This window comes from Bordetella genomosp. 13, assembly GCF_007679965.1.
In the GTDB taxonomy this organism is placed as follows: domain Bacteria; phylum Pseudomonadota; class Gammaproteobacteria; order Burkholderiales; family Burkholderiaceae_B; genus Bordetella.
On sequence record NZ_VEHL01000007.1, the window covers coordinates 118,672 to 140,301 of the forward strand.

The window sequence follows — 21,630 nt, forward strand, 5'->3', positions numbered from 1 at the left end:
AGATATCCGATTCCTTGCCGGGAAGAAGGCACACCGATGATACTGCCCGCCGCCGCACCCGATGCGACGCTCTCCTTCGACGACCTGATGCGCCAGTCGCAGCACGCCTGCGATGCACTGAGCCACGACGAGGACGGCCTCAAGCGCGACATACTGGCGCACGCCGGCAACCGCTGGTCGCTGGGTGTCGTGCATGCCCTGGGCGTTGCAGGCACGCTGCGCCATGCCGAGATCAGCCGCAGGCTGGAAGGCGTGACCCAGCGCATGCTGACCCGCACGCTGCGCCAACTGGAACGCGACGGCCTGATCGCGCGCCACGACTACCGCGAAGTGCCGCCGCGCGTGGAATACCGTCTGACCGACCTGGGACGCGGCCTGCTGGTCGGCATGCTGCCGTTGTGGGGCTGGGTGATCGACCACGCCGAGGAGTTCCGGGCGGCGCGGCGGCGCTACGGCGAGTCCGGCTGATCCTCTCCAGCGGTGCTCGGCCGCCGGGCCGCGCTCAATCGAGCTTCGTCAGGTAAGCGTGGAAGACGCCGACGTGCACCCATGCGGGTTCGCTGCCTTGCGGCCACAGGTCGGTCGACAGGAAGCGCACGTCGTAGGTGCATTGGGCATGATCGCCCAGCCCATGCGCGTGGGAATCGGGAAAGGGATACTCCGGGGAGCGCCCCACCACGACGCCTTCTTTGCCGCGCACGTATGCCGGCATGCGCACGTGGCCCGCCACGTACTCGTCCTTCACGCGCACCCGGTCTCCCACCGCCAGTTCCGTCAGGCCGCCTGCCGGCACCCGGCCCGGACCGCCGGGCAGGGACACGGGCACCTCGCCGCCCGCCGCCGCGTCGAGCTCGTCCCGCGTGATCAGGCCCTTCTCGACGCACAGGGTCGCCGCGGCCGCGAACACCCGTTCGAAATACGAGGCGCCGATGTAATGCCGCGGCTCCATTCTCTCGATCGCATGCCGGTACTCATCCATGTTGTAGACGCCGGCCGCCACCAACGCCGAGCTGATGGCGTTGATCTTCTTTTCCCAGGCCGCCTTGAACGCGGCCTGGTTGCCGCGCTTGACCACGGGCCCGAACCCCTGCCTGCCCCCGATGTCGTGCATCCCGTCCATGTCGCCTCCGGCGGTCAGTCCTGCGTGGTGGAAAAGGGCGGCTCCAGCCGGGCGACGCCAATCAGGGCATCCTGCGTCACGATGCCGGCCAGCGCCTGTTCGTCCCAGCCGCGCGTGGCCGGCGGCTGCAGCGGCAGCACCATGTAGCGTGTATCGGCCGTGGTGTCCCATACCTTGACCTGGATGCTTTCAGGCAGGTCCAGCCCCATCTCGCGCAGCACCGTGCGCGCCTGGCGCACGATGCGCGCACGGTATTCCAGGTCCTTGTACCAGCCCGGCGCCATGCCGACGATGGTGAAGGCCGTGCACGAGCACAAGGTGCAGCAGATGACGTTGTGCTCGGCCGGCGTGTTCTCCAGCGCCACCAGGTGGCGATGATGCTCCGGCAGCGAAAACCCCAGCTCGCGCGCCGCCGCGACCCCGTCACGCAGCAGCAGGGCCTTGTAGGCGGGGTCCACCCAGGCCCGGGCCACCATCCGTGCGCCGTTGTGCGGCAACCATTCCTCGTCGACGCGCCGCACGAAAGCGGGTTCCGTCGCCGCGTCGATCAACCCCTTCCGCTCCAGCAGCCTGCCCAACGCATCGACGTGTCGCGCCACCTTCTCGCTCATCTGCATCTCCTTTCGAAAATACGACCTGGTTCAAGACGATCGCCCCGGCAGGCGCGCCGCTAGCGCGGCGACCGCAGGTGCCAGGACGTCGCCTCCTGGTAAGCCTGGCCGACGCGCAGCACCATGGCTTCCTGGTGCCGCCGGCCGATGATCTGCAGCGACAGCGGCAGGCCTTCGGCATTGAATCCCGCCGGGACGGCGAGCGCGCACAGGTTCAACTGGTTGACCACGCGCGTCAGGATGGCCGGCGTCGTGCGCTCGTCCACGCTGTCGACGGGAATGGCGGCAGTGCGCACCGTGGGCGTGAGCAGGACGTCGGCATCGCCCAGCGCGCGCACGAAGGCGGCGGCATTGTCCTCGCGCGCCCACCGCGCCTGCAGATAGCGGGACGCCGGCATGTCGCCGGCCAGGATGCGCGCGCGCACCGCGGGATCCATCGCCACCGCGGCATCGGCCGCCAGCGCGCCGTACATGGCATGCGCTTCGGCCAGCATCACCGCGCTGTGCGTCGTGTAGTCGGCCAGCGGCATGGGCAGTTCCACATCGACGATCTCGGCGCCCAGGTCGGCCAGCTGCGCCACGGCCCGGTCATAGGCGTCCAGCACGGCGGCCTCGCACCCCAGCCGGTCGTGCTGCGGCATGCGGGCCAGCCGCAAGCCGCGCACGCCGCGCGACAGGCCGTCGCGCACCTCCACCGGCGCCACGCCGGCCGTGCTGGGATCGCGCGGATCGGGCCCTTGCAGCATCTCCAGCAGCGAGGCCGCGTCGCCGACCGAACGGGTGATGAACCCCGGCGTGTCCAGCGAGGGACACAGCGGCACGATGCCGTGCAGGCTGACGCGCCCGTGGCTGACCTTCAAGCCGGTGAGGCCGTTGAACGCGGCCGGCGTGCGCACCGACCCGCCCGTGTCGGTGCCGATGGCCCAGGGCGCCAGGCGCGCCGCCACGGCCACGGCCGAGCCGCTGCTGGACCCTCCGGGCGTGCGGTGGACGGAGGCGTCCCAGGGATTGCGCGGCGTGCCCATCAGCGCATTGGTGCCCCAGCCGCCGTAGGCGAACTCCACCGTGTGCGTCTTGCCCAGCACGATGGCCCCATGCCCGCGCAGCCGCCGCACCAGCGTGGCGGTCGTTTGCGACACCATGCCGCGGCGCGAGGCCGCGCCGGCCAGGCAGGGCTTGCCGCCGATCTCGACCAGGTCCTTCACCGCGATGGGCACGCCGTGCCACGGGCCGACCTGCGCGCCTGCGCGATAGGCCTCGGTGGCGGACCGGGCCGCCATGATGGCCTCGTCGCGATAGACGTCGACATAGGCGCCCAGGCGCCCGTCCTCGGCCTCGATGCGCGCCAGCAGCGCCTCGACGGCCTGCAGCGGCGTCACCGCCCCGAGGGCATAGGCCTGCGACAGCTCCCCGGCGTCCAGATCGGCGGGATCCGCGGAGGTCCCCGGCGTCGTACTCATGATGTCCTCCATGCGGGCGCTCAGTCCGCGGGGATGTAGTCGTATTCGCCCAGGCCCTGCAGCACCAGGAAGGTGGCGGAGCCGTCGCCGGCATTGGTCACCAGGTGCGGCCGCCCCGCCACCGCGCAGAACGTCTGGCCGGGCAGTAGCTCCACGGCTTGCTCCGGGTCGCGCAGGAAGAGGCGCAACTTGCCTTGCAGCACGTAGAACGTATCGTCGACCAGGGTGTGATAGTGCCACGGGATGCTCTGCGTCGGCGAGATCTGCAGCTCGCTGATCCTGAAGCCGGGCCGTTCGGCGTGCCGTGTCCGTTTCTCGACACTGTAGAGGCGGGTGCCATCTTTCATCGCGGGTTCCTGTAAACAGTTGGTGGCGGGCGCCCGGGGCGCCCGGGATTCATTGGTAGGAGATGCCGGCCTCGCGGATCAGACGGCTCCATCGCTCGGTCTCGCGGACCAGATGCGCCGCCAGCTCCTCGGGCGTGCCGCCCACGATCCGCGCGCCCTGCGTGGCATAGCGCGAGCGCACGTCCGGATTGGCCAGCGCGCCGTTGACGGCCTTGTTCAGCACCGCCACGACGTCGGGCGGCGTGCCCGCCGGCGCCACCAGCGCGTACCAGGCCCCGACCTCGTAGCCCGGCAGCGTCCGCGCCACCGGCGGCACGTCGGGCAGGCCCTCGGCCGGCTCCGCGCTGGTCACGGCGATCGCGTGCAGCTGGCCCGACGTGATGAAGGGCATGGCCGACGAGACGGCGTCGAACATCAGCGGCACGTGGCCCGCCATCACGTCGGTACGCGCCGGCGCGCTGCCGCGGTAATGCACCAGGTTCAGCTCGATGCCCGCGTCGCGCGCCAGCAGGCGCGCGGACATGTCCTGCGTCGACCCTTGCCCGGACGTGGCGATGTCGAGCTTGCCCTGCTTGGCCAACGCCACCAGGTCGGCCATCGTCCTGGCCGGAAACTGCTTGTTGGCCACCAGGATGTTGGGCGTGGTGCTGACGAACGCGATCGGCGCGAAGTCCTTGACCGCGTCATAGCCGATGTCCTTGTACAGGAACGGATTGATGCCGTGCGTGGCGCCGGTGGCCATGGTCAGCGTGTAGCCGTCGGGCTCGGCGCGGGCCACGCGCAACGTTCCGATGTTGCCGCTGGCGCCCGCGCGGTTCTCGACCACCACGGGCTGGCCCAGCTGCGCAGCCAGCGCGTCGACCAGCGAACGCGTGGCCACGTCCGCCGGCCCGCCGGGCGGAAACGCGACAACGATGGTGACCGGCTTGGACGGATAGCCGCTGGCGGCCTGGGCCGGCGCGCCGGCCGCCAGGAAGGCGCCCAAACAGACCGTGGCTCCCAGGGCCAGGCAGCGGCCCAGCCCCGCGATGTGCTTCGGATTCATGGTGATTCCCCTTGTTGTATGTCGTATGCCGCCGATATGTGGAAGCGGTCACGGCTATTGTTTACGCGCGCCGCCCTGGGCACAATCCGGGCCATGTCATATTCAAAAGATGAAAATGCCATCTTCCGGAGCCGATCAGCCGCCCTCCTCGCGCCTGGCCGCCGGATGAAACCCGGAGCCGGGACATGGATTCGCGCTATCTGCAGACTTTCCTCGACACGGTCCGGCTGGGTTCGATCGCCGCCGCCTCGCGCCACCTGGGCCTGACGCCCGCCTCGGTGGCCCAGCGCCTGAAGGCCCTGGAGCAGGACGTGGGCAGTGCGCTGCTGGTGCGCGCGGGCCGCACGGTCAGGCCCTCGGTGGCGGGCCAGCGCATCGTCGAACACGCGACGGCGGTGCTGCGCGAGGTGCGCGACCTGCGTTCGGCCGCCTCCGCCACGGAACTGCCCGCCGGCCCGCTGCGCCTGGGCGCCACGCCCACCACGCTGGACGGGCTGCTGCCCGACGCGCTGCAGGCGTGGGCCGCGCGCCATCCCGACATCGAGGTCTACATCGACCCCGCCTCCAGTCCGACGCTGTACGAGCGCGTGCTGGGCGGCCAGCTGGACGCCGCCATCATGGTGCATCCGCTGTTCGACATTCCCAAGACCTGCACCTGGACGCGGCTGCGCGTCGAACCGATGATCCTGCTGGCGCCGGCCGGCATCGAGGTGTCCGATCCCCTGCAGGCGCTGCGCACCCAGCCCTACATCCGCTACGACCGCAAGGTCACCATCGGCCGGCTGGCCGAGCAGTATCTCCAGGCCATGGGCATCGCGCCCACGGTGCGCTTCGAGCTGGACGGCATCGACTCCATCGCATTGCTGGTGGCGCGCGGCCTGGGCGTGTCCCTGGTGCCGGACTGGATATCGCCCTTCCCCATCGACGGCCTGGTCCGGCGCCACGCGTTGCCGGGCCCGAGCATATCCCGCGAGGTCGGTGCGATATGGCTGCGCGCCGACCACCGCTCGCCGCTGGCGGCGGCATTCATGGACGTGGTGGTGCGCAGCCTGGCAGGCGGCCCGCCGCGGGAATAGCTTGCCTGGCCGCCTGCGCCGCCATGCGAGCGCACAGCCGGACGCACGCCTGGATGACGCAGCAGATCCTCAACGTGGCTACCGTCTTGCCGCGCGAGGGTTCAGCGGGGCGCTAGGCGATGTTCTTCATCCCGTCGAGAGCGGATCGTCGGCCTCTCACCCCATTCGCTGGACGCAACACGGTCCATAGAATGAAACGCTGTTGTGCACAGGGAAACAGCTGTCTAGAGTGCGATGCAGGACCACCGCGCGGGACGCGGCAGGCCAATAACATTCCACAGGAGACAGCATGTCCACTTCCCAAGCGAGCAAGCGGCAGTTCCTCATCCGCGCCACCTCGGCGCTGGCATTCGCCGCGGCGCTGGCCGGCCCCACGGCGGCAAGGGCGGAATTTCCCGAGCGCTCCATCACCATGGTCGTCCCGTATGCCCCCGGCGGCGCCGCCGATGCGCTGGCCCGCGTGCTGGCACAGCACATGGGCGCCAAGCTGAACGCCAGCATCGTCGTCGAGAACCGCGCGGGCGCCAGCGGCACCATCGGCGCCGGCTACGTGGCCAAGGCTTCCGCGGACGGCTACACCATGCTGTACGACGCGACGCCCTATTCCATCAATCCGCACCTGTACAAGCAGATGCCTTATGCGGCCAACGCGCTGCAGCCCCTGGCGCTGGTGTCCCTGGCGCCCAACATCCTGATCGTGAAGGCCGACTCGCCCTACAAGACCGTGCAGGACCTGATCGCGCAGGCCCGCGCCAAGCCCGGCAAGCTGAACTTCGCGTCGGGCGGAAGCGGCACGGTGCAGCGCCTGGCCAGCGAGCTGTTCCGCCAGGAGCTGAAGCTCGACATGGTCCACGTGCCCTACAAGAGCGGCGGCCCGGCGATCACGGACGTGATGGGCGGCCAGGTCGACTTCATGTTCAGCACGGTGGCGGCGTCCTCGCCGCTGGTGGATGCCGGCAAGCTGCGGGCGCTGGCCATCTCGGCGCCGCAGCGCGTGACGCGCATGCCCGACGTGCCGACCGTCGCCGAGACGGTCATCCCGGGCTACGAGGTGTACGAATGGAACGGCGTGTTCGTCCCGGCCGGCGTGCCCGAGCCCGTCGCGACCAGGCTGCACAAGGCGCTGGTCGCCGCGCTGCGGGATGCCGAGGTGCAGAAGCGCTTCAACGACGTCGGCGCGAAGCCCATCGGCTCGACGCCCGCCGAGTTCGCGGACTACCTGAAGAAGGAAGACGCCAAGTGGGCCGAGGTCATCGGCAAGGGCAACATCAAGCCCGACTGAGCCGCCACGCGCGCGGCGGGACGCAGGCCGTCGCCGCATCCCGCCGTGATCCTCCGCGGCTAGGCCTCGGAAGCGCCGAATCCATACAGCGCCGCGGCGTTCTCCACCAGCACGCGCTGCTGCAGGGCCGCGTCCGGCAGCCAGCCGCGCACCGCATGCAGAATCGCCGGGTCGTCGGGCGCCCGCTGGCCGGCGTGCACGGTGGGATGCGGCCAGTTCGTGCCCCACACCAACCTTAGAGGAAACGCCTGCGCCAGCCGCTGGAGGGCCGGCCGCATGTCCTCGTGGGGTTCGGGCGCGGCGCTGTCGAGATACAGGCCGGACGCCTTCACCCAGACATTGCCGTCGCCCATCAGGTCCAGCAGGCCGGGCAGCCCGGTATGCGTGCCGTCCGCCTCGGGCAGCACATGGCCGAGATGATCGAACACCAGGGCAGAGGCGAATCCCCTGAACGCGGCGGCCCGCGTCTGCAGGAATTTCCCGTTGGTATTGACCTGCAGGTGCATGCCCCGCTCGGCCAGGCGCGGATCCAGCGCACGCATTTCGCTCAGCGCGTGTTCGTCGCCCGCTGCCCGTGCCTGCGCCAGCGCGCTGCCCACGAAGAAGCGCACGCCGCGCACGCCCGCCTCGTGCAAGGCATCGAGGTCGCGGTCGGCGATGCCTGCCGGCGCGATCGCCACGCCGCGGGCACGGCCACGCCCCAGGTCGCGCAGCCTGCGCAGCATCAGCGAATTGTCCTGGCCGTACAGCAGCGGCTGCACGATGACGGCGCGCTCGCTGTCCAGCGCGCGCTGCACCTGCCGGTACGCCGGCAGGTCCGCCTGCGCGACCGCCGGACCGGTGGCGCGCCACCGCTCGTCGTCCGCGTACAGGTGCAGATGGCAATCGCAGATATCACGCATGCGGGCCGTCATTCGAGCGTGATGCCCGCATCGTCGATCAGCTTCTTCCACTTCGCCCGGTCGGCGTCGATGGCCTTGCCGAACGCGGCGGGATCCAGCAGCGCCGGCTGCACACCGAGCTGCTGGAAGCGCGCGGCGACCTTGCCATCGCCCACGGCGTCCCTGACGCTGTCGTACAGCTTGGCGACGCGGTCCCGCGGCATGCCGGCCGGACCGCACACGCCGATCCATTGCGCGGCCGATAGCGGCATGCCGCTTTCGGAGAAGGTGGGCACGTCGGGCAACGTGGGCGAGCGCTTGTCGTTGGCGATGGCCACGGCGTGCAGGCGCTGCGCGCGGATGTTCTCCCCGGCGCTGGCCTCCTGATCGAACGCGATGTCCACGCGGCCCTCGATCACGTCGGCGATTGCCTGCGCCAGGCCCTTGTACGGCACGTGGACCATCTTGACGCCGGCCGACGCGGAAAACAGTTCGCCCGCCATCTGCGAGGCCGAGCCCACGCCGCCCGACGCATAGGTCAGGCCGCCCTTCTTCGTCCTGGCCAGGTCGACGACGTCCTGCACCGACTTGACCTTGAGCTGCGGGCTGGCCACCAGGATGTAGGGCGCCAATCCGACCTGCGCCACCGGCTGGAAATCCTTGATCGGATCGTAGCGGACCGACTTCATCAGGTAGGGAAGAATGGTGAAGGCCGACGTCGAGCAGGCGCCCAGCGTATAGCCGTCCGGCGTGGACTTCGCCAGCACGTCCGTGGCGACGGTGCCGCTGGCGCCCAGCCGGTTCTCCACCACGATGGACTGGCCCAGGGCCTCGCTCATGTGCTGGGTCAGGACCCGCGTGACCAGGTCGGTGGAGCCGCCTGCGGCGAAGCCGACGAGCATCTTGACCGGCTTGTCGGGATAGGTTTCGGCGTGGGACGCGGCGTGCGCGCCCAGGGACAGGGCAACCGCGATCGCCAGGGTGTCGAGTTTCATGGTGTCTCCTTCGGAATTTCGAATAATGGTCGGTGTAAAGCGATGCGGGGCAACGGGATGCGCAGGGTCAGGCGGCCTCCTCTTGCAGGATGCGCGGGCCCGCGCCGGACAAGGGCGCACAGGGATGGAGTGCCCGCAGCTGCGAGGGGTCCAGTTCCGACACCCCCATCAATCCCAGCAGCCCCAGGTCGCGCTGCACCTCGTCGGCAAGCAGCCGGATGGCGCGCTCCACCCCCGGCTGGCCGGCAACGGTGGCGGCATAGGCGAAGGGCCGTCCCACGAACACGAAGCTCGCGCCCAGCGCCAGGGCCTTCAACACGTCCGTGCCGCGCCGCAGGCCGCTGTCCATCATCACGGGAAAGCCGGGCCCCACGGCGCGCACGATGTCCGGCAGGACGCGCAGGGGCGACACGGTGCCGTCCAGCTGCCGGCCGCCGTGGTTGGAGACGATGATGCCGTCCACGCCGCGCGCGCGCGCCGTGCGCGCATCCTCGTGGTTCATGATGCCCTTGACCACCAGCGTGCGCTTCCACTGGCGGCGGATCAGGTCGACGTGCTCCCAGTTCAGGTGGTCTTTGGCGCCGAAGTCTCGCGCGGCCTTGGCGGACAGGATCGGCGCCCCGCGCGTGGCATACGAGTTCTCGAAATGCGGCATGCCGTGCCTGGCCAACGTGCGCAGCGCGGTGCCCAGCAGCCAGCGGGGATGCGTCACGCCTTCCCACGCCAGGCGCGCGGACGGCCGCAGCGGCGTGGAGAAGCCGGCCCGGATGTTGTTCTCCCGGTTGGCCAGCACGGCGGTGTCCACGGTCAGCACGAGCGTCCGCACGCCGGCGCGGTCCACGCGCTCGACCAGCTCCGAGATCTTGCCCGCGTCGCCCGGCAGATAGGCCTGGAACCACGTGTCCGGCGCGGCCTGCACGACGTCCTCGAGCCGGATGAGCGACGAGCCGCTCATGATCATGGGCACGCCGCTGCGGGCCGCGGCCTGGGCCAGCACCACGTCGCCGCGATAGGCCATGAGCGCGCTGATGCCCATCGGCGCGATGCCGAACGGCGATTCGTACCGCTGGCCGAACAGGGTCGTGGCCTGCGAGCGCGACGACACATTGCGCAGCACGCGCGTCACGAATCCGATCTCGCCGAATGCCCGCCGGTTGTCCCCGCGCGACGCATTGTCCTCGGCGCCGCCGGACAGGTATTCGAACAGCGGCCTGGGCAGGTGCCGGCGGGCGGCGATCTCGAAGTCGGCCAGCGACAGGAATCGCTGGAGCCTGGCGGCAGCCGCTGCGCTGCGCTTGTCTTGCACGGTGTCTCTCCTGGTGATGGCTTTGTCCGGCCGCGGCACTCGGGAACCGGGAGTCCGGATGTGCCCCGGGAGCCCGCAAGACCGCACTGTAGGTGCCCGTCCAGGCGCCTACAATGGCGTTCCATTGTTTGAAACGATCACCATGCCGAAAGTCTCGAAAGCCGTGATCTCCGCGCCCGACGGCACCCAGCGGACCGAGGGCCAGGAGGGCGTGCTGGCGGTGGAACGGGCCCTGCGGCTGCTGGACGCGTTCCGCGGCCCTGGCGTGTTCCTCGCCCTGGCGGAGCTGAGCACGCGGGCGCAGCTGTCGAAAAGCACGGCCCTGCGGATGGCGCGCACGCTGGCGCGATCCGGCTACCTGGTGCAGGGCGAGGACGGCGCGTGGCGCCTGGGGCCTACCGCCGGATGGCTGGGCGCGCGGTATCAGGAGGCCTTCGACGTCAACGACTCGATTACCCCGCTGCTGCGCAGCCTGGCGCGCCAGTGCGGCGAGAGCGCGTCGCTGTTCGTGCGCGAAGGCCAGTCGCGCACCTGCCTGCTGCGTGTGGAAAGCGCGACGGAAGATCGTCCGGCGGTGCACCCGGGCACGCTGTTCCCCCTGGACAAGGGCGCGCCGGGCCGCGTGATCCTCGCGTTCTCGGGACATCCGGGAGAGCCGTACGAGGACATCCGGCGGCGCGGCTATCACGTGGCCAGCGACGAGCGCGGCACCCACGCCGCAAGCGTGGCCGCGCCCGTGTTCGGCAGCAACTGGCAGCTGCTGGGCGCCGTCAGCGTGTCCGGCCCCGCCTCGCGGCTGTCGGCGGACATGCTGCATGCCCATGCCGACGCCGTCATCGCCACCGCCCGGCGCGCCTCGTCGCTGCTGGGCGGCACCTTCGTGCGTACGCTGGTGCGCTGACCCCGCCGAGTCCTAGCGGCTCAGCGGCTCTGCTTGACGCCCATCATGGCGCGGGACAGCCGGCTGGCCGCGTCCAGGATCGTGTCCCGGTGGCCGAGCAGTACCGGCCCGGTCAGCCGCGAGATCGGGCCGGAGATGCACATCGCGCCCATCAGCGTCCAGTTGTTGCCATACACCGGCGCCGAGATGCTCGAGACCTCGGAATCGCGCTCGCCCAGCGACATCATGTAGCCCGCGCGCCGCACCGATTCGTAGGGCTCGCCGGCCTCTCCGGAAAACGCCAGCAGCACCCGCCCCGGACTGCCCAGGTGCAGCGGCAGCGCCGCGCCGACGCGCACGTGATGGCGGATGGACCGGGGGCCCTCCACCCGCGCCAGGCAGATGCGCTGGTTGCCTTCGCGCACGTAGAACGTGGCGCTTTCTCCCGTGCTGATCGACAGCTCGCGCAGCACCGGCTCGACGATGTCGTGCACGTTGAAGGTGGCCTGATAACAGGCGCCCAGCCACCCTGCCGCTTTCGCCAGCCGCCAGGTGCCATCCATGCGCTGCGCCAGGTAGTCGTCCATGGCCAGCGTGCGCGCCAGGCGCAGCACCGTGGAGCGGTGGAATCCCGTGCGCCGGCTGAGTTCCGCCAGCGACAGCGCCGCGTCCTGGATGCCGAACGCCTCGAGGATCCGCATCGCGCGGCGGACCGCCACGACGCCGTCTTCGGCAGCGCCGTCCTTCTCGTCGATTTCGTCCATTGGATGAGACACGTTGCGTTATACGAAACGTCATTGTATCGGACGGAACACCGGATCACAATGCGCCGATACGTCACAACAACACCCGGAGACAATCATGCAAATCCTGCGCCTCGCCGCCGCGGCGGCCGCCGCCGTCGCCCTGATGCTGTCCGGCACGTCCGCCTGGGCCTATCCCGACAAGCCCATCCGCCTGATCGTGCCCTTCCCGCCCGGAGGCGGCACGGACGCGCTGGCCCGCCAGATCGCCATCAAGATGGGCGCCGACACCGGCTGGAACATCGTCACGGAAAACCGTCCGGGCGCCGGCGGCAATCTGGGCGTGGACCTGGCCGCCAAGGCCGCCCCCGACGGCCACACCATCGCGCTGGGCCAGACCAGCAACCTGGCGATCAACCCGACGCTGTACCCCAAGCTGCCGTACGACCCCGAGCGCGACCTGACGCCGATCGGCCTGGTGGCCGACGCGCCGCTGGTGCTGGTGGTCAACGCGGGCTCGCCCTTCAAGACGCTGGCCGACGTGGTGGCCGCCGCGAAGGCCAAGCCCACGGAACTGGACTACGCCAGCTCGGGCAGCGGCACCGTGGCCCACCTGGCCACCGAGCAGTTCCAGAAGGCGGCCGGCATCAAGCTGACGCACATCCCCTACAAGGGCGCGGCGCAGGGCGCCAACGACCTGATCGGCGGGCAGATCGACATGTACATGTCGTCGGTGCCCACGCTGATCGGCCACATCCGCTCGGGCACCATGCGCGCGCTGGCCGTGACCTCGACGCAGCGCACCGCCGACCTGCCCGACGTCCCGACCTTCGCCGAATCCGGCTTCAAGGGCTTCGAGGCCGTGACCTGGTTCGGCCTGGTCGGTCCCGCGAAGATGCCGGCCGACGTCGTCGCGCAGTTGAACAAGGCGCTGAACGACGCCCTGAAGTCGCCCGAGACGCAACGCCACTTCCAGGAACAGGGCGCCGCCGTGCGCAGCAGCACGCCCCAGGCCTACGGCCAACTGATCCACGACGAACGCGCCCGCTGGGGCGCCATCGTGCGCGAGGCCGGCGTGCGCGTCGACTGATCCCGGCCGCATGCCGCGGCGGGCCGGGCGACCGGCCCGGCCGCCGCCCCGCCCCCCATCCAGACACCGAACCGCGCAACCCCCGACAGGAAACGAACATGAGCAACCCCGACATCATCAAGAACTTCTCCCGCGTGCCGGCCGAGATCGTCGCCCGCGCCGCGGCGCTGCAGCCCGCCATCCTGGCCGACGTGGCCGGCCGCCGCGGCGCGCTGAACGGCCGCATCCGCCCGCTGCATCCCTCGATGAAGTTCGCCGGCACGGCCTTCACCGTCGAAGTGCGCCCCGGCGACAACCTGATGATCCACGCCGCCATCGCGCTGGCGCAGCCCGGCGACGTGCTGGTCATCGACGGCAAGGGCGACCTGAACTCCGCGCTGATGGGCACCATCATGATGACCGCCTGCCAGAAGCTCGGCCTGGCCGGCGTCGTGATGGACGGCGCGGCGCGCGACAGCATCGAGATCATCGAGATGGACTACCCCGTGTTCGCCGCCGGCACCAATCCCAACGGCCCGACCAAGAACGTGCCCGGCCGCATCGGCCACCCCGTCAGCGTGGGCGGCGTCACGGTGCATCCCGGCGACTTCGTCATCGGCGACAACGACGGCGTCGTCGTGGTCGAGCGCGAGAAGATCGAAGGCCTGCTGCCCGCCGCCGAAAAGAAGGTGCGCGACGAGGCCGCCCGCATCGAAGCCATCAAGGGCGGCGACACCGCCGCCAAGTGGCTGGACGCCGCCCTGCGCACGGCCGGCGTGCTGAAGGAAGGAGAGACGCTGTGAGCACGGCCGCCTCCGCCGGCGCCAGGCCGGTCATCCTGGTCACCGGCGCGGACCTGGCGCAGCCGGCGCTGGCGCTGCTGGGGGACTTCGACATCGTCTACGCGGGCAAGACGCCCAGGGAAGACGACATCGTGGCCCTGTGCCGGCAGCACGACCCCGTGGCGATCATCGTGCGCTACAGCAAGGTCGGCGAAGCCGCCATGCAGGCCGCGCCGTCCTTGCGCGTGATCTCGAAGCACGGCAGCGGCACCGACACCATCGACAAGGCGGCCGCCGCGGCGCGCGGCATCGAAGTGCGCGCCGCCGTGGGCGTGAACGCGGGCGCCGTGGCCGAGCAGGCCCTGGCGCTGCTGCTGGCCTGCGCCAAGTCGGTGGTGGCGCTGGACGCGCGCATGCGCGCCGGCCACTGGGACAAGTCCACGCACAAGAGTGTGGAGCTGGCCGGCAAGACGCTGGGCCTCATCGGCCTGGGCGCCATCGGCCGCCGCATGGCGCGCATGGCGCGGGGCCTGGACATGCGCGTGATCGGCTTCGACCCCTATGCGGTGGACGTCGGCGACGGCATCGAGTTGGTGGACCTGGACACCCTCTGGCGCGACTCGGACGCGATCTCGCTGCACTGCCCGCTGACGGCGGACAACCGCGGCATGGTCAACGCGCGCACGCTGGCGCAGTGCAAGCCCGGCGTGATCGTCGTCAACACGGCGCGCGGCGGCCTGATCGAAGAGGCCGACCTGCTGCAGGCCGTGCGCTCGGGACAGGTCGGTTCCGCCGGGCTGGACAGTTTCGCCGTCGAGCCCATGGCTCCCGGCCATCCATTCCAGCAGGAGCCGCGCATCCTGCTCAGCCCGCACATCGGTGGCGTGACGCCCGAGGCCTACGTCGGCATGGGGGTGGGCGCCGCGCAAAATGTGCTGGACGTGCTGTCCCGCGCGCGGCACCCCTGAGGAGCCTCCGCATGGCACGACGATGGAAGCACGCGCCCGCTGGCGGCAACTGGGGAGAGTTCGGTCCCGACGACCAGCTGGGCCGCATGAATCTCGTGGACCGCGGCAAGACGCTGCAAGGCATCGCCGAAGTCAGCGAGGGCCTGACGTTCTGCCTGTCGCTGCCGCTGGACGTGCCGGGCGGCATGGCGCTGAATCCGCGCCGCCTGCCGCCGCGCCGCTACGCCACCCTGCGTGACGGCAAGAGCGCGGGCGCGCAGGGGTTCTGCTGGTCGTACGCCGACGAGGACCCCATGCTGACGGACGTGGTCTGCGACGACGTGCTGCTGATGAACACGCAGTACTCCACGCAATGGGACAGCCTGGCGCACATGGGCAGCCGCTTCGACGCCGATGGCGACGGACAGGCCGAGGCCGTGTTCTACAACGGCTACCGTGCCGGCGAGCACGTGCACGCCGCGCAGGAAGACCCTGCCGCTCCGACGGACTGGGCACGCTTTCCCGAACCGCGCGCCGACGCGCTCGGCATCGAGCATTTGGCCGAGCACGGCGCGCAGGGACGCGCCGTGATGATCGACCTGGAACACCACGTCGGCCGCAGGCGCCACGCCGTCGGCTACGACGCATTGATGCGGATCCTGGATGCCGACGGCGTCGTCGTCGAACCCGGCGACATGGTGTGCCTGCACACCGGCTTCGGCGACACGCTGATGGCCATGAAGCGGCAGCCCGACGTCGCCCACCTGCACGCGACGGGCAGCGGCCTGGACGGCAATGACGCGCGCCTGCTGTCGTGGATCGTCGAGTCCCGCTTGGCCTGCCTGATCGCGGACAATCCCGCCGTGGAACTGGTGCAGTCCGTGCGCTTCGGCGGCCCGGGCCAGCCCCTGCGCGGGCCGCGCCTGCCGCTGCACGAGCACTGCCTGTTCAAGAACGGCATCCACCTGGGCGAGCTCTGGTGGCTGACCCCGCTGGCGCGCTGGCTGCGCGCGCACCACCGCAGCCGCTTCCTGCTGACCGCGCCGCCGCTGCGCCTGCCGGGCGCCGCGGGCTCGCCCGCCACGCCCATCGCCACCGTCTGACGCAGGGCCGCGGGACACGTATTTTCATTTTCCTCAGCCCGGCCCGGCACGACGCCGCGGCCGGCATACCTAGAAAAAAGGAGACAACACCATGCACGCGATAAACAAGATCCTGATCGCCCTGGCCCTGGCCGGCGCCGCGGGCGCCACCGCGGCGCAGTACCCCGAACGCCCCGTACGCGTGATCGTCGGGTTCTCCGCGGGCGGCCCCACCGACGTCGTCGCCCGCGCCTTCGCCGCCTACGCGTCCAAGGAGCTGGGCCAGGCGGTGGTGGTCGAGAACAAGCCGGGCGCCAACACCATCCTGGCCGCCGAGGCGGTGGCCAAGGCGCCCGCCGACGGCTACACCCTGCTGGTGGGCGCGACCAACCACACCATGATTCCCGCCCTGTACGGCGACCGCGTGAAGTTCGACGCGCGCGATTCGTTCGCGCCGGTATGCACCGTGGCCGTCAGTCCCACCGTGCTGGTCGTGGGCCCCACGGTGCAGACGGATACGCTGGTGGCATTCCTGGCCACGCTGAAGGCCGAACCCGGCAAGCGCACCTATGCCACGCCCGGCACCGGCAGTTCGGGGCACTTCGCCAGCGAACAGTTCCTGCGCCTGACAGGCACGTCGATGAACCACATCCCCTACAAGGGCGCGGCGCAGGCCATCACCGACGTCATGGGCGGGCAGGTCGACAGCTCGCTGGCTACCCTGGGCTCGGTGCTGCCGCAGGTGCAGTCCGGCAAGCTGAAGGCGCTGGGCGTGGCCGCGCCGAAGCGCGTGGCCGAACTGCCGCAGGTGCCCACCTTCGAAGAGGCCGGCGTGCGCAACTACCACGCCGACGCCTGGTATGGGGTCATGGCGCCCGCGGGCACCCCCGCCCCCGTGCTGGCCCGGCTGTCGAAGATCGCCGCGGGCTTCGCGCAGGACCCGGGCACGGCCAAGAGCCTGGACGCGCTGGGCATGCAGCCGCGCTCGGTATGCGGCGACGACTTCGGCCGCCAGATGACGCAGGAGATCGCCGACTACCGTGCGCTGGCGAAAGACCTGAATCTGCAGGCGCAATGAGCCTGGCCACGCCGAATCGGACGTAGCGCGATACTGATCGACCGTCCCGCCACGACAAGGACCCGCATGTTCCTGCTCAATCCCCCCGTAGTCACGGAATTCTCCGTGTTCTCCTCCATGCCCGCGGGACTGCGCCGCGCCCGGCCCAGCGCATGGGCCGACGCCAACCGCGGCGGCGCCATCGCCGATTCCTTCCTGGAAGGACCGGTGTTCGACCGGGCCGGCAACCTGTACGTCACCGACATCCCGTGGGGCCGCATCTTCCGCGTCGCCCCCGGCGGCGAATGGACGCTGGTCGCCGAGTACGACGGCGAGCCCAACGGCATGAAGTTCCTGGACGACCAGCGCCTGCTGATCACCGACTACAAGAACGGCCTGATGGCGCTGGACGTCGCCACGGGCGAGGTCTCGCCCTATCTGCAGCGCCGCAACAGCGAACGCTTCAAGGGCGTGAACGACCTGATCTTCGACGCCGAAGGCAACCTCTACTTCACCGACCAGGGCCAGACGGGCCTGCACGACCCCACCGGCCGCGTGTACCGACTGCGGCCGAACGGCCAGCTCGATCAACTGCTGTCGAACGTGCCCAGCCCAAACGGGGTGGCGCTGTCGCCCGACGGCAAGGTGCTGTACGTGGCCGTGACGCGCGGCAATTGCGTGTGGCGCGTGCCGCTGCTGCCCGACGGCAGCGTCAGCAAGGTCAGCCAGTTCTTCACGTCGCATGGGCCGAGCGGCCCGGACGGACTGGCGGTGGACGTGGAAGGCAACGTGATCGTCGCCAATCCCGGGCTGGGCTACGTGTGGCTGCTGAATCCGCGCGCCGAGCCTATCCAGGTCTGGCGCAGCCCGGCGGGCGCGTCTACCACCAACATCGCGTTCGGCGGCGAGGACGGGCGCTCGCTGTACTGCACCGAATCGACCACGGGCAAGGTGCTGACGGCGCGGGCGCCGCATGCGGGGCTCGCCCTGCACCGGGGCGCCTGAGCAGGGCGGGCGGCGTCCTTCACATGGCGACGGGCTGCCGCGCCCGCGACGCGGCCTCCGCCGCCGCATCGTCCTTCAACGAGAACGTCACCCGGTAGCGGGTCGACAGCAACTGCCCCGACGTCACCGGCGGATATTTGGCACCCGCGCCGGCGCAACTTGGAATGCACTCGATCACCGCGTCGTAGTTGGGAATGCAGAAATAGGGAATGGACAGCCTGTCGGCCTTGCCCGCCAGCTCGGCGGGCGGGTTGACGACACGGTGCATGGTCGAGACGAAGCGGTCGTTGGTCCAGCGCATCATGATGTCGCCGATGTTGACGATGAACGCCCCCGGCACCTTGGGCACGCCGACCCATTGCCCGCCCGGCAGCTGCACCTGCAGCCCGCCGGGCGCATCGTCGACCTTCAGGATGGTGATGGCGGTGGCGTCGGTGTGCGCGCCCGCCCGCTGCTCGCCCTCCTTCGGCGCCGCGATCTGCGCGGGATAGAAGTTCGCCCGCAGGATGCTGGCATGCTTGTCCACGCGGTCATGGAAGTACGACTTCGGCACGTCCAGCGCATAGGCGAAGATGTCCAGGATGGTCAGCGCCAGGCGCTCCATGTCGCGGTAGTACGCAATGAAGGCCGGCTGCAGGCCGTCGGGCCGGGCGGGCCATAGATTCGGCGAATAGTTCGGGCCGGCCTCGGGATGGGCGTAGTACGCGTCATCCGACACGTCCAGCGGCCCGATCGCGAAGCTCTCCAGCAGCGACGGTTTCAGCATGGCGTCGCGATCCTTGCCCACCGTCTTCTTGCCCTGCGGGGTGAACCCCTTGGGGTTGGTGCCGGCCGGCTTCTCGACCCGCAGCTTTTCCTCCTCGGGCAAGGCGAAGAAGGCTTTCGATTCGTCGTACAGCGTGTCGATCGTGGCCTGCGCGACGCCGTGCCCGGTGATCACCAGGAATCCGACCTGCTCGCAGGCGGCGCTGACCTGCGCCGCAACCTGCCGCTGCCCTTCGGGCGATCCCTCGATGAACGCCGCGATGTCTATCACGGGCACGTGGTCCAGCACGATATGCGGTGTTTCCATGACTGCGATCTCCTGATCCGGGTTATTTAATGTACTAGTCACTCCATTAATTCTCGACCAGGAATCCGCTTTCTCGCAAGCGCTTTTTCTGCGTGCGGATCGGACCCGAGGGAAATCCCGGAGCATCCCGGACGGTCGGGAATACACGGATCAGAAAGCGATTGCATGAGGAGACGAACACCGGGACAATAAATAAATGTAGTCAACGCTACATTTAATTGAAGGCTCAGCGTGCCACCCACGCAGGCCTGCCCCGCAGCCAGACCAGGAGTTCCAACATGCTCTACCGGCAGCTTCTCGCCACAATGCTCGGCCTCGCCGCCGCCACCTGCGCGCAGGCGGCGGACTGGGTCCCGGACCGTCCGATCAAGCTCACCGTGCCGTACGCGGCCGGTGGCTCCGCGGACGCGATCGCGCGCGTGGTCGCGAACAAGATCCGCGGCCGGTTGAACCAGCCGGTCATCGTCGAGAACAAGCCCGGCGCCGGCACGATCATCGGCGCCGTCTCCGTCGCAAAGGCGCCCGCCGACGGCCATACGCTGCTGTTCGCCACGTCGACCACGATGAGCATCGCGCCGTTGACGCAGAAACAGCTTCCCTACTCGCCCTCGCAGTTCGTTCCCATCGCCGGGGTGATGACCATCCCCTTCATGCTGCTGGTCAACAAGGACGTGCCGGCGGATTCCATCCCGCAGCTGATCGCGTTGTCCCGCGGCAAGCCGGGCGTGCTCAACTACGGCACCCTGGGCACGGGCACCTCGAACCACGTACTGGGCGCGCTGCTGTCCAAGGCCGCCGGGGACTCGATGGTGGCGGTCCACTACACCAGCGCGGGACCCGCGCTGATCGGCCTGGAACGCGGCGACATCCACGTCTACTTCGACGGCATCCCGACCTCGATACACCGGGTGGCCAGCGGCCAGTACAAGAGCCTGGCGGTCACGAGCGCGCAACGGATACCCGGCGTGCCCGACGTGCCCACCGTGGCCGAGCAGGGACTTCCCCAGGCCGGACTGTCCGTCTGGTACGGGCTGGTTGCGCCGGCCGGCACGCCGGAGCCCGTCATCAGGACACTGAACGCCGCGGTCCAGGCCGCGATTGCCGATCCCGACGTCTCCGCACAGATCACGCGCGATGGCGCCCAGCCCCTGCGACTGCCTCCCGAGGGCTTCCAGGAACTCATCGGCCAGGACGCCGCGGCCTGGCGCAAGGCGTTCTCGTCGCTCGACCTCAAGCTGGACTGACCCACACCCGAAGAGAGACAGCAGATGAACGGAGCGGAAACCCTCTTGCATACCCTGGTGCGCGCCGGCGTGTCCACGTGTTTCGGCAACCCCGGCACCAGCGAGGTGCATTTCGTGAAGGGCCTGGACAGCGTGACCGATATGCGCTGCGTGCTGGCGCTGGCCGAGAACGTCGCCACCGGCGCGGCCGACGGCTATGCGCGCATCTCGGAAGGTACGGCAGCCACCCTGCTGCATTGCGGTCCCGGCCTGGCGAACGGCATGGCCAACCTGCACAACGCGCGGAAGGCAGGCAGCTCCATCGTCAACCTCGTGGGCGACCAGGCCCAATTCCACGGTTACCGGAACCCGCCGCTGGCCTCCGACACCGAGAACGTCGCGCGCAGCGTGTCGGCCTGGACCCGTCGGGTCAACAGCTCGCTGACCATCGGAATGGACGCGGCAAGCGCGGTCCTGCAATCGCGCCTGGGCGGTGGCGCGATCGCCAGCCTCGTGCTGCCTTCGGACGTGTGCTGGGGTCCCGGCGGGCCCATGGGCGCTTCCCTCGCGCCACCCCCGCGGCCGCGGGTCGACGATGCGGCGATCGAAGCAGCCGCCGGCGCGCTCATGTCAGGGACGTCCACCGCGCTGGTCCTGGGAGACGCCGCGCTGACTGACGCATGCACACGCCTGGCCGCGGCCATCGCCCGCCGAACCGGCGCGCGCGTGTTCGCCCACAGCTTCATCCGCAGGATGGCTCGCGGCGGCGGCAGGCCCGCCATCGAACGCATTCCCTATGCCGTACCTGCCGCGCGCCAGGCTTTCTCGGGCGTCACCCAGGTGGTGCTGGCGGGCGCCGAGCCCCCCGTGTTCGCCTTCGCGGGGCCGGACGGGATCAGCGGGCCCGCGCACCCGGAAGCAGTCTTCACGACACTGGGCGACAAGGGCCATGACCTGGAAGCCGCCCTGCGCGCCCTGAGCGAACGCGTGAACGCCTTCTCGCATGCCGGCGCCGGCCAGCCCGGGCCCGTATCGACGCTCGCGCCGGCGCGGGGTTCCGTGTCGCCGGCCGCGTTCGGCCAGTCCCTGTCCGCGCTGCTGCCGAACGATGCCATCGTGGTCGACGAGGGCATCACGTTCGGCCGCTCGGTGTACGACGCCACGCACCACGCGGCGCGGCACGACTGGCTGCAGCTGACGGGCGGCGCCATCGGATCGGGCCTGCCGCTGGCCACGGGCGCGGCCATCGCCGCCCCGCACCGGCGCGTCGTGACGCTGCAGGCGGACGGTTCGGGCCTCTATACCGTGCAGGCGCTCTGGACCCAGGCGCGCGAACGCCTGGACGTCACCACCGTGGTGTTCTCCAACAGGCGGTACGACATCCTGTTCAACGAAATGAAGCGCATGGGCGTCTCGCCCGGCGCCAGCGCAGAGCGGTTGTTCTCGCTGGACGACCCCGCCCTGGATTGGGTGCGCATCGCCAACGGCTTCGGCGTAGAAGCGGCCACGGCGCGCAGCATGGAGGAATTCAACGATCTGTTCGCGCACTCGCTGCGTCGCAGCGGACCGTTCCTCATCGAACTGAGGTGTGATCCGGCCGGGTAACCGCCGCCAGGGCCGTCGGCGCGCAATGGCCGAGCGCGCCGT

Annotated in this window: 22 protein-coding genes; 12 read left to right on the top strand and 10 right to left on the bottom strand. The window is 70.0% G+C overall.

The window, feature by feature from the left end; genetic code table 11:
- Positions 1-36 precede the first annotated feature (36 nt).
- Positions 37-468, top strand: coding sequence for a winged helix-turn-helix transcriptional regulator (locus FS845_RS17385; RefSeq protein WP_144637587.1), 432 nt, complete (start codon positions 37-39; stop codon positions 466-468).
- Positions 469-502: 34 nt separating this feature from the next.
- On the opposite strand, the gene FS845_RS17390 is transcribed toward FS845_RS17385, so the two are convergent.
- From FS845_RS17390 to FS845_RS17410, 5 genes are read right to left on the bottom strand one after another with little or no spacing between them, the layout of a single operon-like run.
- The gene (locus FS845_RS17390) at positions 503-1,120 is read right to left on the bottom strand and encodes an SH3-like domain-containing protein (RefSeq protein ID WP_144637590.1); all 618 of its coding nucleotides are present in this window, start codon (positions 1,118-1,120) and stop codon (positions 503-505) included.
- 14 nt (positions 1,121-1,134) lie between these two features.
- A complete protein-coding gene (locus FS845_RS17395) occupies positions 1,135-1,731 on the bottom strand; it encodes a nitrile hydratase subunit alpha (RefSeq protein WP_260986324.1) in 597 nt (198 codons plus the stop codon).
- 59 nt (positions 1,732-1,790) lie between these two features.
- The gene (locus FS845_RS17400; RefSeq protein ID WP_260986325.1) at positions 1,791-3,191 is read right to left on the bottom strand and encodes an amidase; all 1,401 of its coding nucleotides are present in this window, start codon (positions 3,189-3,191) and stop codon (positions 1,791-1,793) included.
- Between the two features lie 20 nt (positions 3,192-3,211).
- Positions 3,212-3,538: a cupin domain-containing protein gene (locus FS845_RS17405; RefSeq protein ID WP_144637598.1), complete on the bottom strand. Its 327-nt coding sequence runs from the start codon at positions 3,536-3,538 to the stop codon at positions 3,212-3,214.
- A gap of 49 nt (positions 3,539-3,587) precedes the next feature.
- Positions 3,588-4,583, bottom strand: a complete 996-nt coding sequence (locus FS845_RS17410; RefSeq protein ID WP_144637601.1) for a Bug family tripartite tricarboxylate transporter substrate binding protein — start codon at positions 4,581-4,583, stop codon at positions 3,588-3,590.
- Positions 4,584-4,768: 185 nt separating this feature from the next.
- Here FS845_RS17410 and FS845_RS17415 point away from each other — a divergent pair, with 185 nt between their 5' ends.
- Complete coding sequence (locus tag FS845_RS17415) at positions 4,769-5,659, top strand: LysR substrate-binding domain-containing protein (RefSeq protein WP_144637603.1); 891 nt, start codon at positions 4,769-4,771, stop codon at positions 5,657-5,659.
- A gap of 289 nt (positions 5,660-5,948) precedes the next feature.
- Entirely contained in the window at positions 5,949-6,941 is a 993-nt protein-coding gene (locus FS845_RS17420) for a Bug family tripartite tricarboxylate transporter substrate binding protein (RefSeq protein ID WP_144637605.1), read from the top strand.
- A 59-nt stretch (positions 6,942-7,000) separates the two neighbouring features.
- Here the strand turns inward: FS845_RS17420 and FS845_RS17425 are convergent, their stop codons facing one another.
- From FS845_RS17425 to FS845_RS17435, 3 genes are all read right to left on the bottom strand, one after another.
- Positions 7,001-7,843 carry an amidohydrolase family protein gene (locus FS845_RS17425; RefSeq protein WP_186332320.1) on the bottom strand — a complete coding sequence of 281 codons (843 nt, stop codon included), beginning with the start codon at positions 7,841-7,843 and terminating at the stop codon, positions 7,001-7,003.
- A gap of 8 nt (positions 7,844-7,851) precedes the next feature.
- On the bottom strand, positions 7,852-8,817 hold the full coding sequence (locus FS845_RS17430; protein WP_144637610.1) for a Bug family tripartite tricarboxylate transporter substrate binding protein: 966 nt from the start codon (positions 8,815-8,817) through the stop codon (positions 7,852-7,854).
- Between the two features lie 67 nt (positions 8,818-8,884).
- On the bottom strand, positions 8,885-10,183 hold the full coding sequence (locus FS845_RS17435) for an alpha-hydroxy-acid oxidizing protein (protein ID WP_409929312.1): 1,299 nt from the start codon (positions 10,181-10,183) through the stop codon (positions 8,885-8,887).
- 82 nt (positions 10,184-10,265) lie between these two features.
- Between FS845_RS17435 and FS845_RS17440 the strand changes: the two genes are divergently transcribed.
- The gene (locus tag FS845_RS17440; protein ID WP_144637612.1) at positions 10,266-11,024 is read left to right on the top strand and encodes an IclR family transcriptional regulator; all 759 of its coding nucleotides are present in this window, start codon (positions 10,266-10,268) and stop codon (positions 11,022-11,024) included.
- Positions 11,025-11,044: 20 nt separating this feature from the next.
- Here the strand turns inward: FS845_RS17440 and FS845_RS17445 are convergent, their stop codons facing one another.
- Positions 11,045-11,767 (bottom strand): IclR family transcriptional regulator, encoded by a 723-nt coding sequence (locus tag FS845_RS17445; protein ID WP_144637614.1) that lies wholly within the window; start codon positions 11,765-11,767, stop codon positions 11,045-11,047.
- Between the two features lie 97 nt (positions 11,768-11,864).
- Here FS845_RS17445 and FS845_RS17450 point away from each other — a divergent pair, with 97 nt between their 5' ends.
- The 6 genes from FS845_RS17450 (at position 11,865) to FS845_RS17475 (ending at position 17,688) form a co-directional block, all read left to right on the top strand.
- The gene (locus FS845_RS17450; protein ID WP_144637616.1) at positions 11,865-12,836 is read left to right on the top strand and encodes a Bug family tripartite tricarboxylate transporter substrate binding protein; all 972 of its coding nucleotides are present in this window, start codon (positions 11,865-11,867) and stop codon (positions 12,834-12,836) included.
- Between the two features lie 98 nt (positions 12,837-12,934).
- Positions 12,935-13,618, top strand: a complete 684-nt coding sequence (locus FS845_RS17455; RefSeq protein ID WP_144637619.1) for an RraA family protein — start codon at positions 12,935-12,937, stop codon at positions 13,616-13,618.
- Complete coding sequence (locus FS845_RS17460; RefSeq protein ID WP_260986327.1) at positions 13,615-14,565, top strand: hydroxyacid dehydrogenase; 951 nt, start codon at positions 13,615-13,617, stop codon at positions 14,563-14,565. The genes FS845_RS17455 and FS845_RS17460 overlap by 4 nt, the downstream gene beginning before the upstream one ends.
- 11 nt (positions 14,566-14,576) lie before the next feature.
- Positions 14,577-15,647 (top strand): cyclase family protein, encoded by a 1,071-nt coding sequence (locus FS845_RS17465; protein ID WP_144637623.1) that lies wholly within the window; start codon positions 14,577-14,579, stop codon positions 15,645-15,647.
- 91 nt (positions 15,648-15,738) lie between these two features.
- The gene (locus FS845_RS17470; RefSeq protein WP_144637625.1) at positions 15,739-16,704 is read left to right on the top strand and encodes a tripartite tricarboxylate transporter substrate binding protein; all 966 of its coding nucleotides are present in this window, start codon (positions 15,739-15,741) and stop codon (positions 16,702-16,704) included.
- A 66-nt stretch (positions 16,705-16,770) separates the two neighbouring features.
- Complete coding sequence (locus FS845_RS17475; protein ID WP_144637627.1) at positions 16,771-17,688, top strand: SMP-30/gluconolactonase/LRE family protein; 918 nt, start codon at positions 16,771-16,773, stop codon at positions 17,686-17,688.
- Positions 17,689-17,707: 19 nt separating this feature from the next.
- On the opposite strand, the gene FS845_RS17480 is transcribed toward FS845_RS17475, so the two are convergent.
- The gene (locus FS845_RS17480) at positions 17,708-18,760 is read right to left on the bottom strand and encodes an isopenicillin N synthase family dioxygenase (RefSeq protein WP_222130005.1); all 1,053 of its coding nucleotides are present in this window, start codon (positions 18,758-18,760) and stop codon (positions 17,708-17,710) included.
- A 278-nt stretch (positions 18,761-19,038) separates the two neighbouring features.
- On the opposite strand from FS845_RS17480, the gene FS845_RS17485 reads away from it, so the two are divergent.
- Entirely contained in the window at positions 19,039-20,004 is a 966-nt protein-coding gene (locus FS845_RS17485; RefSeq protein WP_144637629.1) for a Bug family tripartite tricarboxylate transporter substrate binding protein, read from the top strand.
- Positions 20,005-20,028: 24 nt separating this feature from the next.
- The gene (locus tag FS845_RS17490; protein ID WP_144637631.1) at positions 20,029-21,588 is read left to right on the top strand and encodes an acetolactate synthase large subunit; all 1,560 of its coding nucleotides are present in this window, start codon (positions 20,029-20,031) and stop codon (positions 21,586-21,588) included.
- Positions 21,589-21,630: the final 42 nt, after the last annotated feature.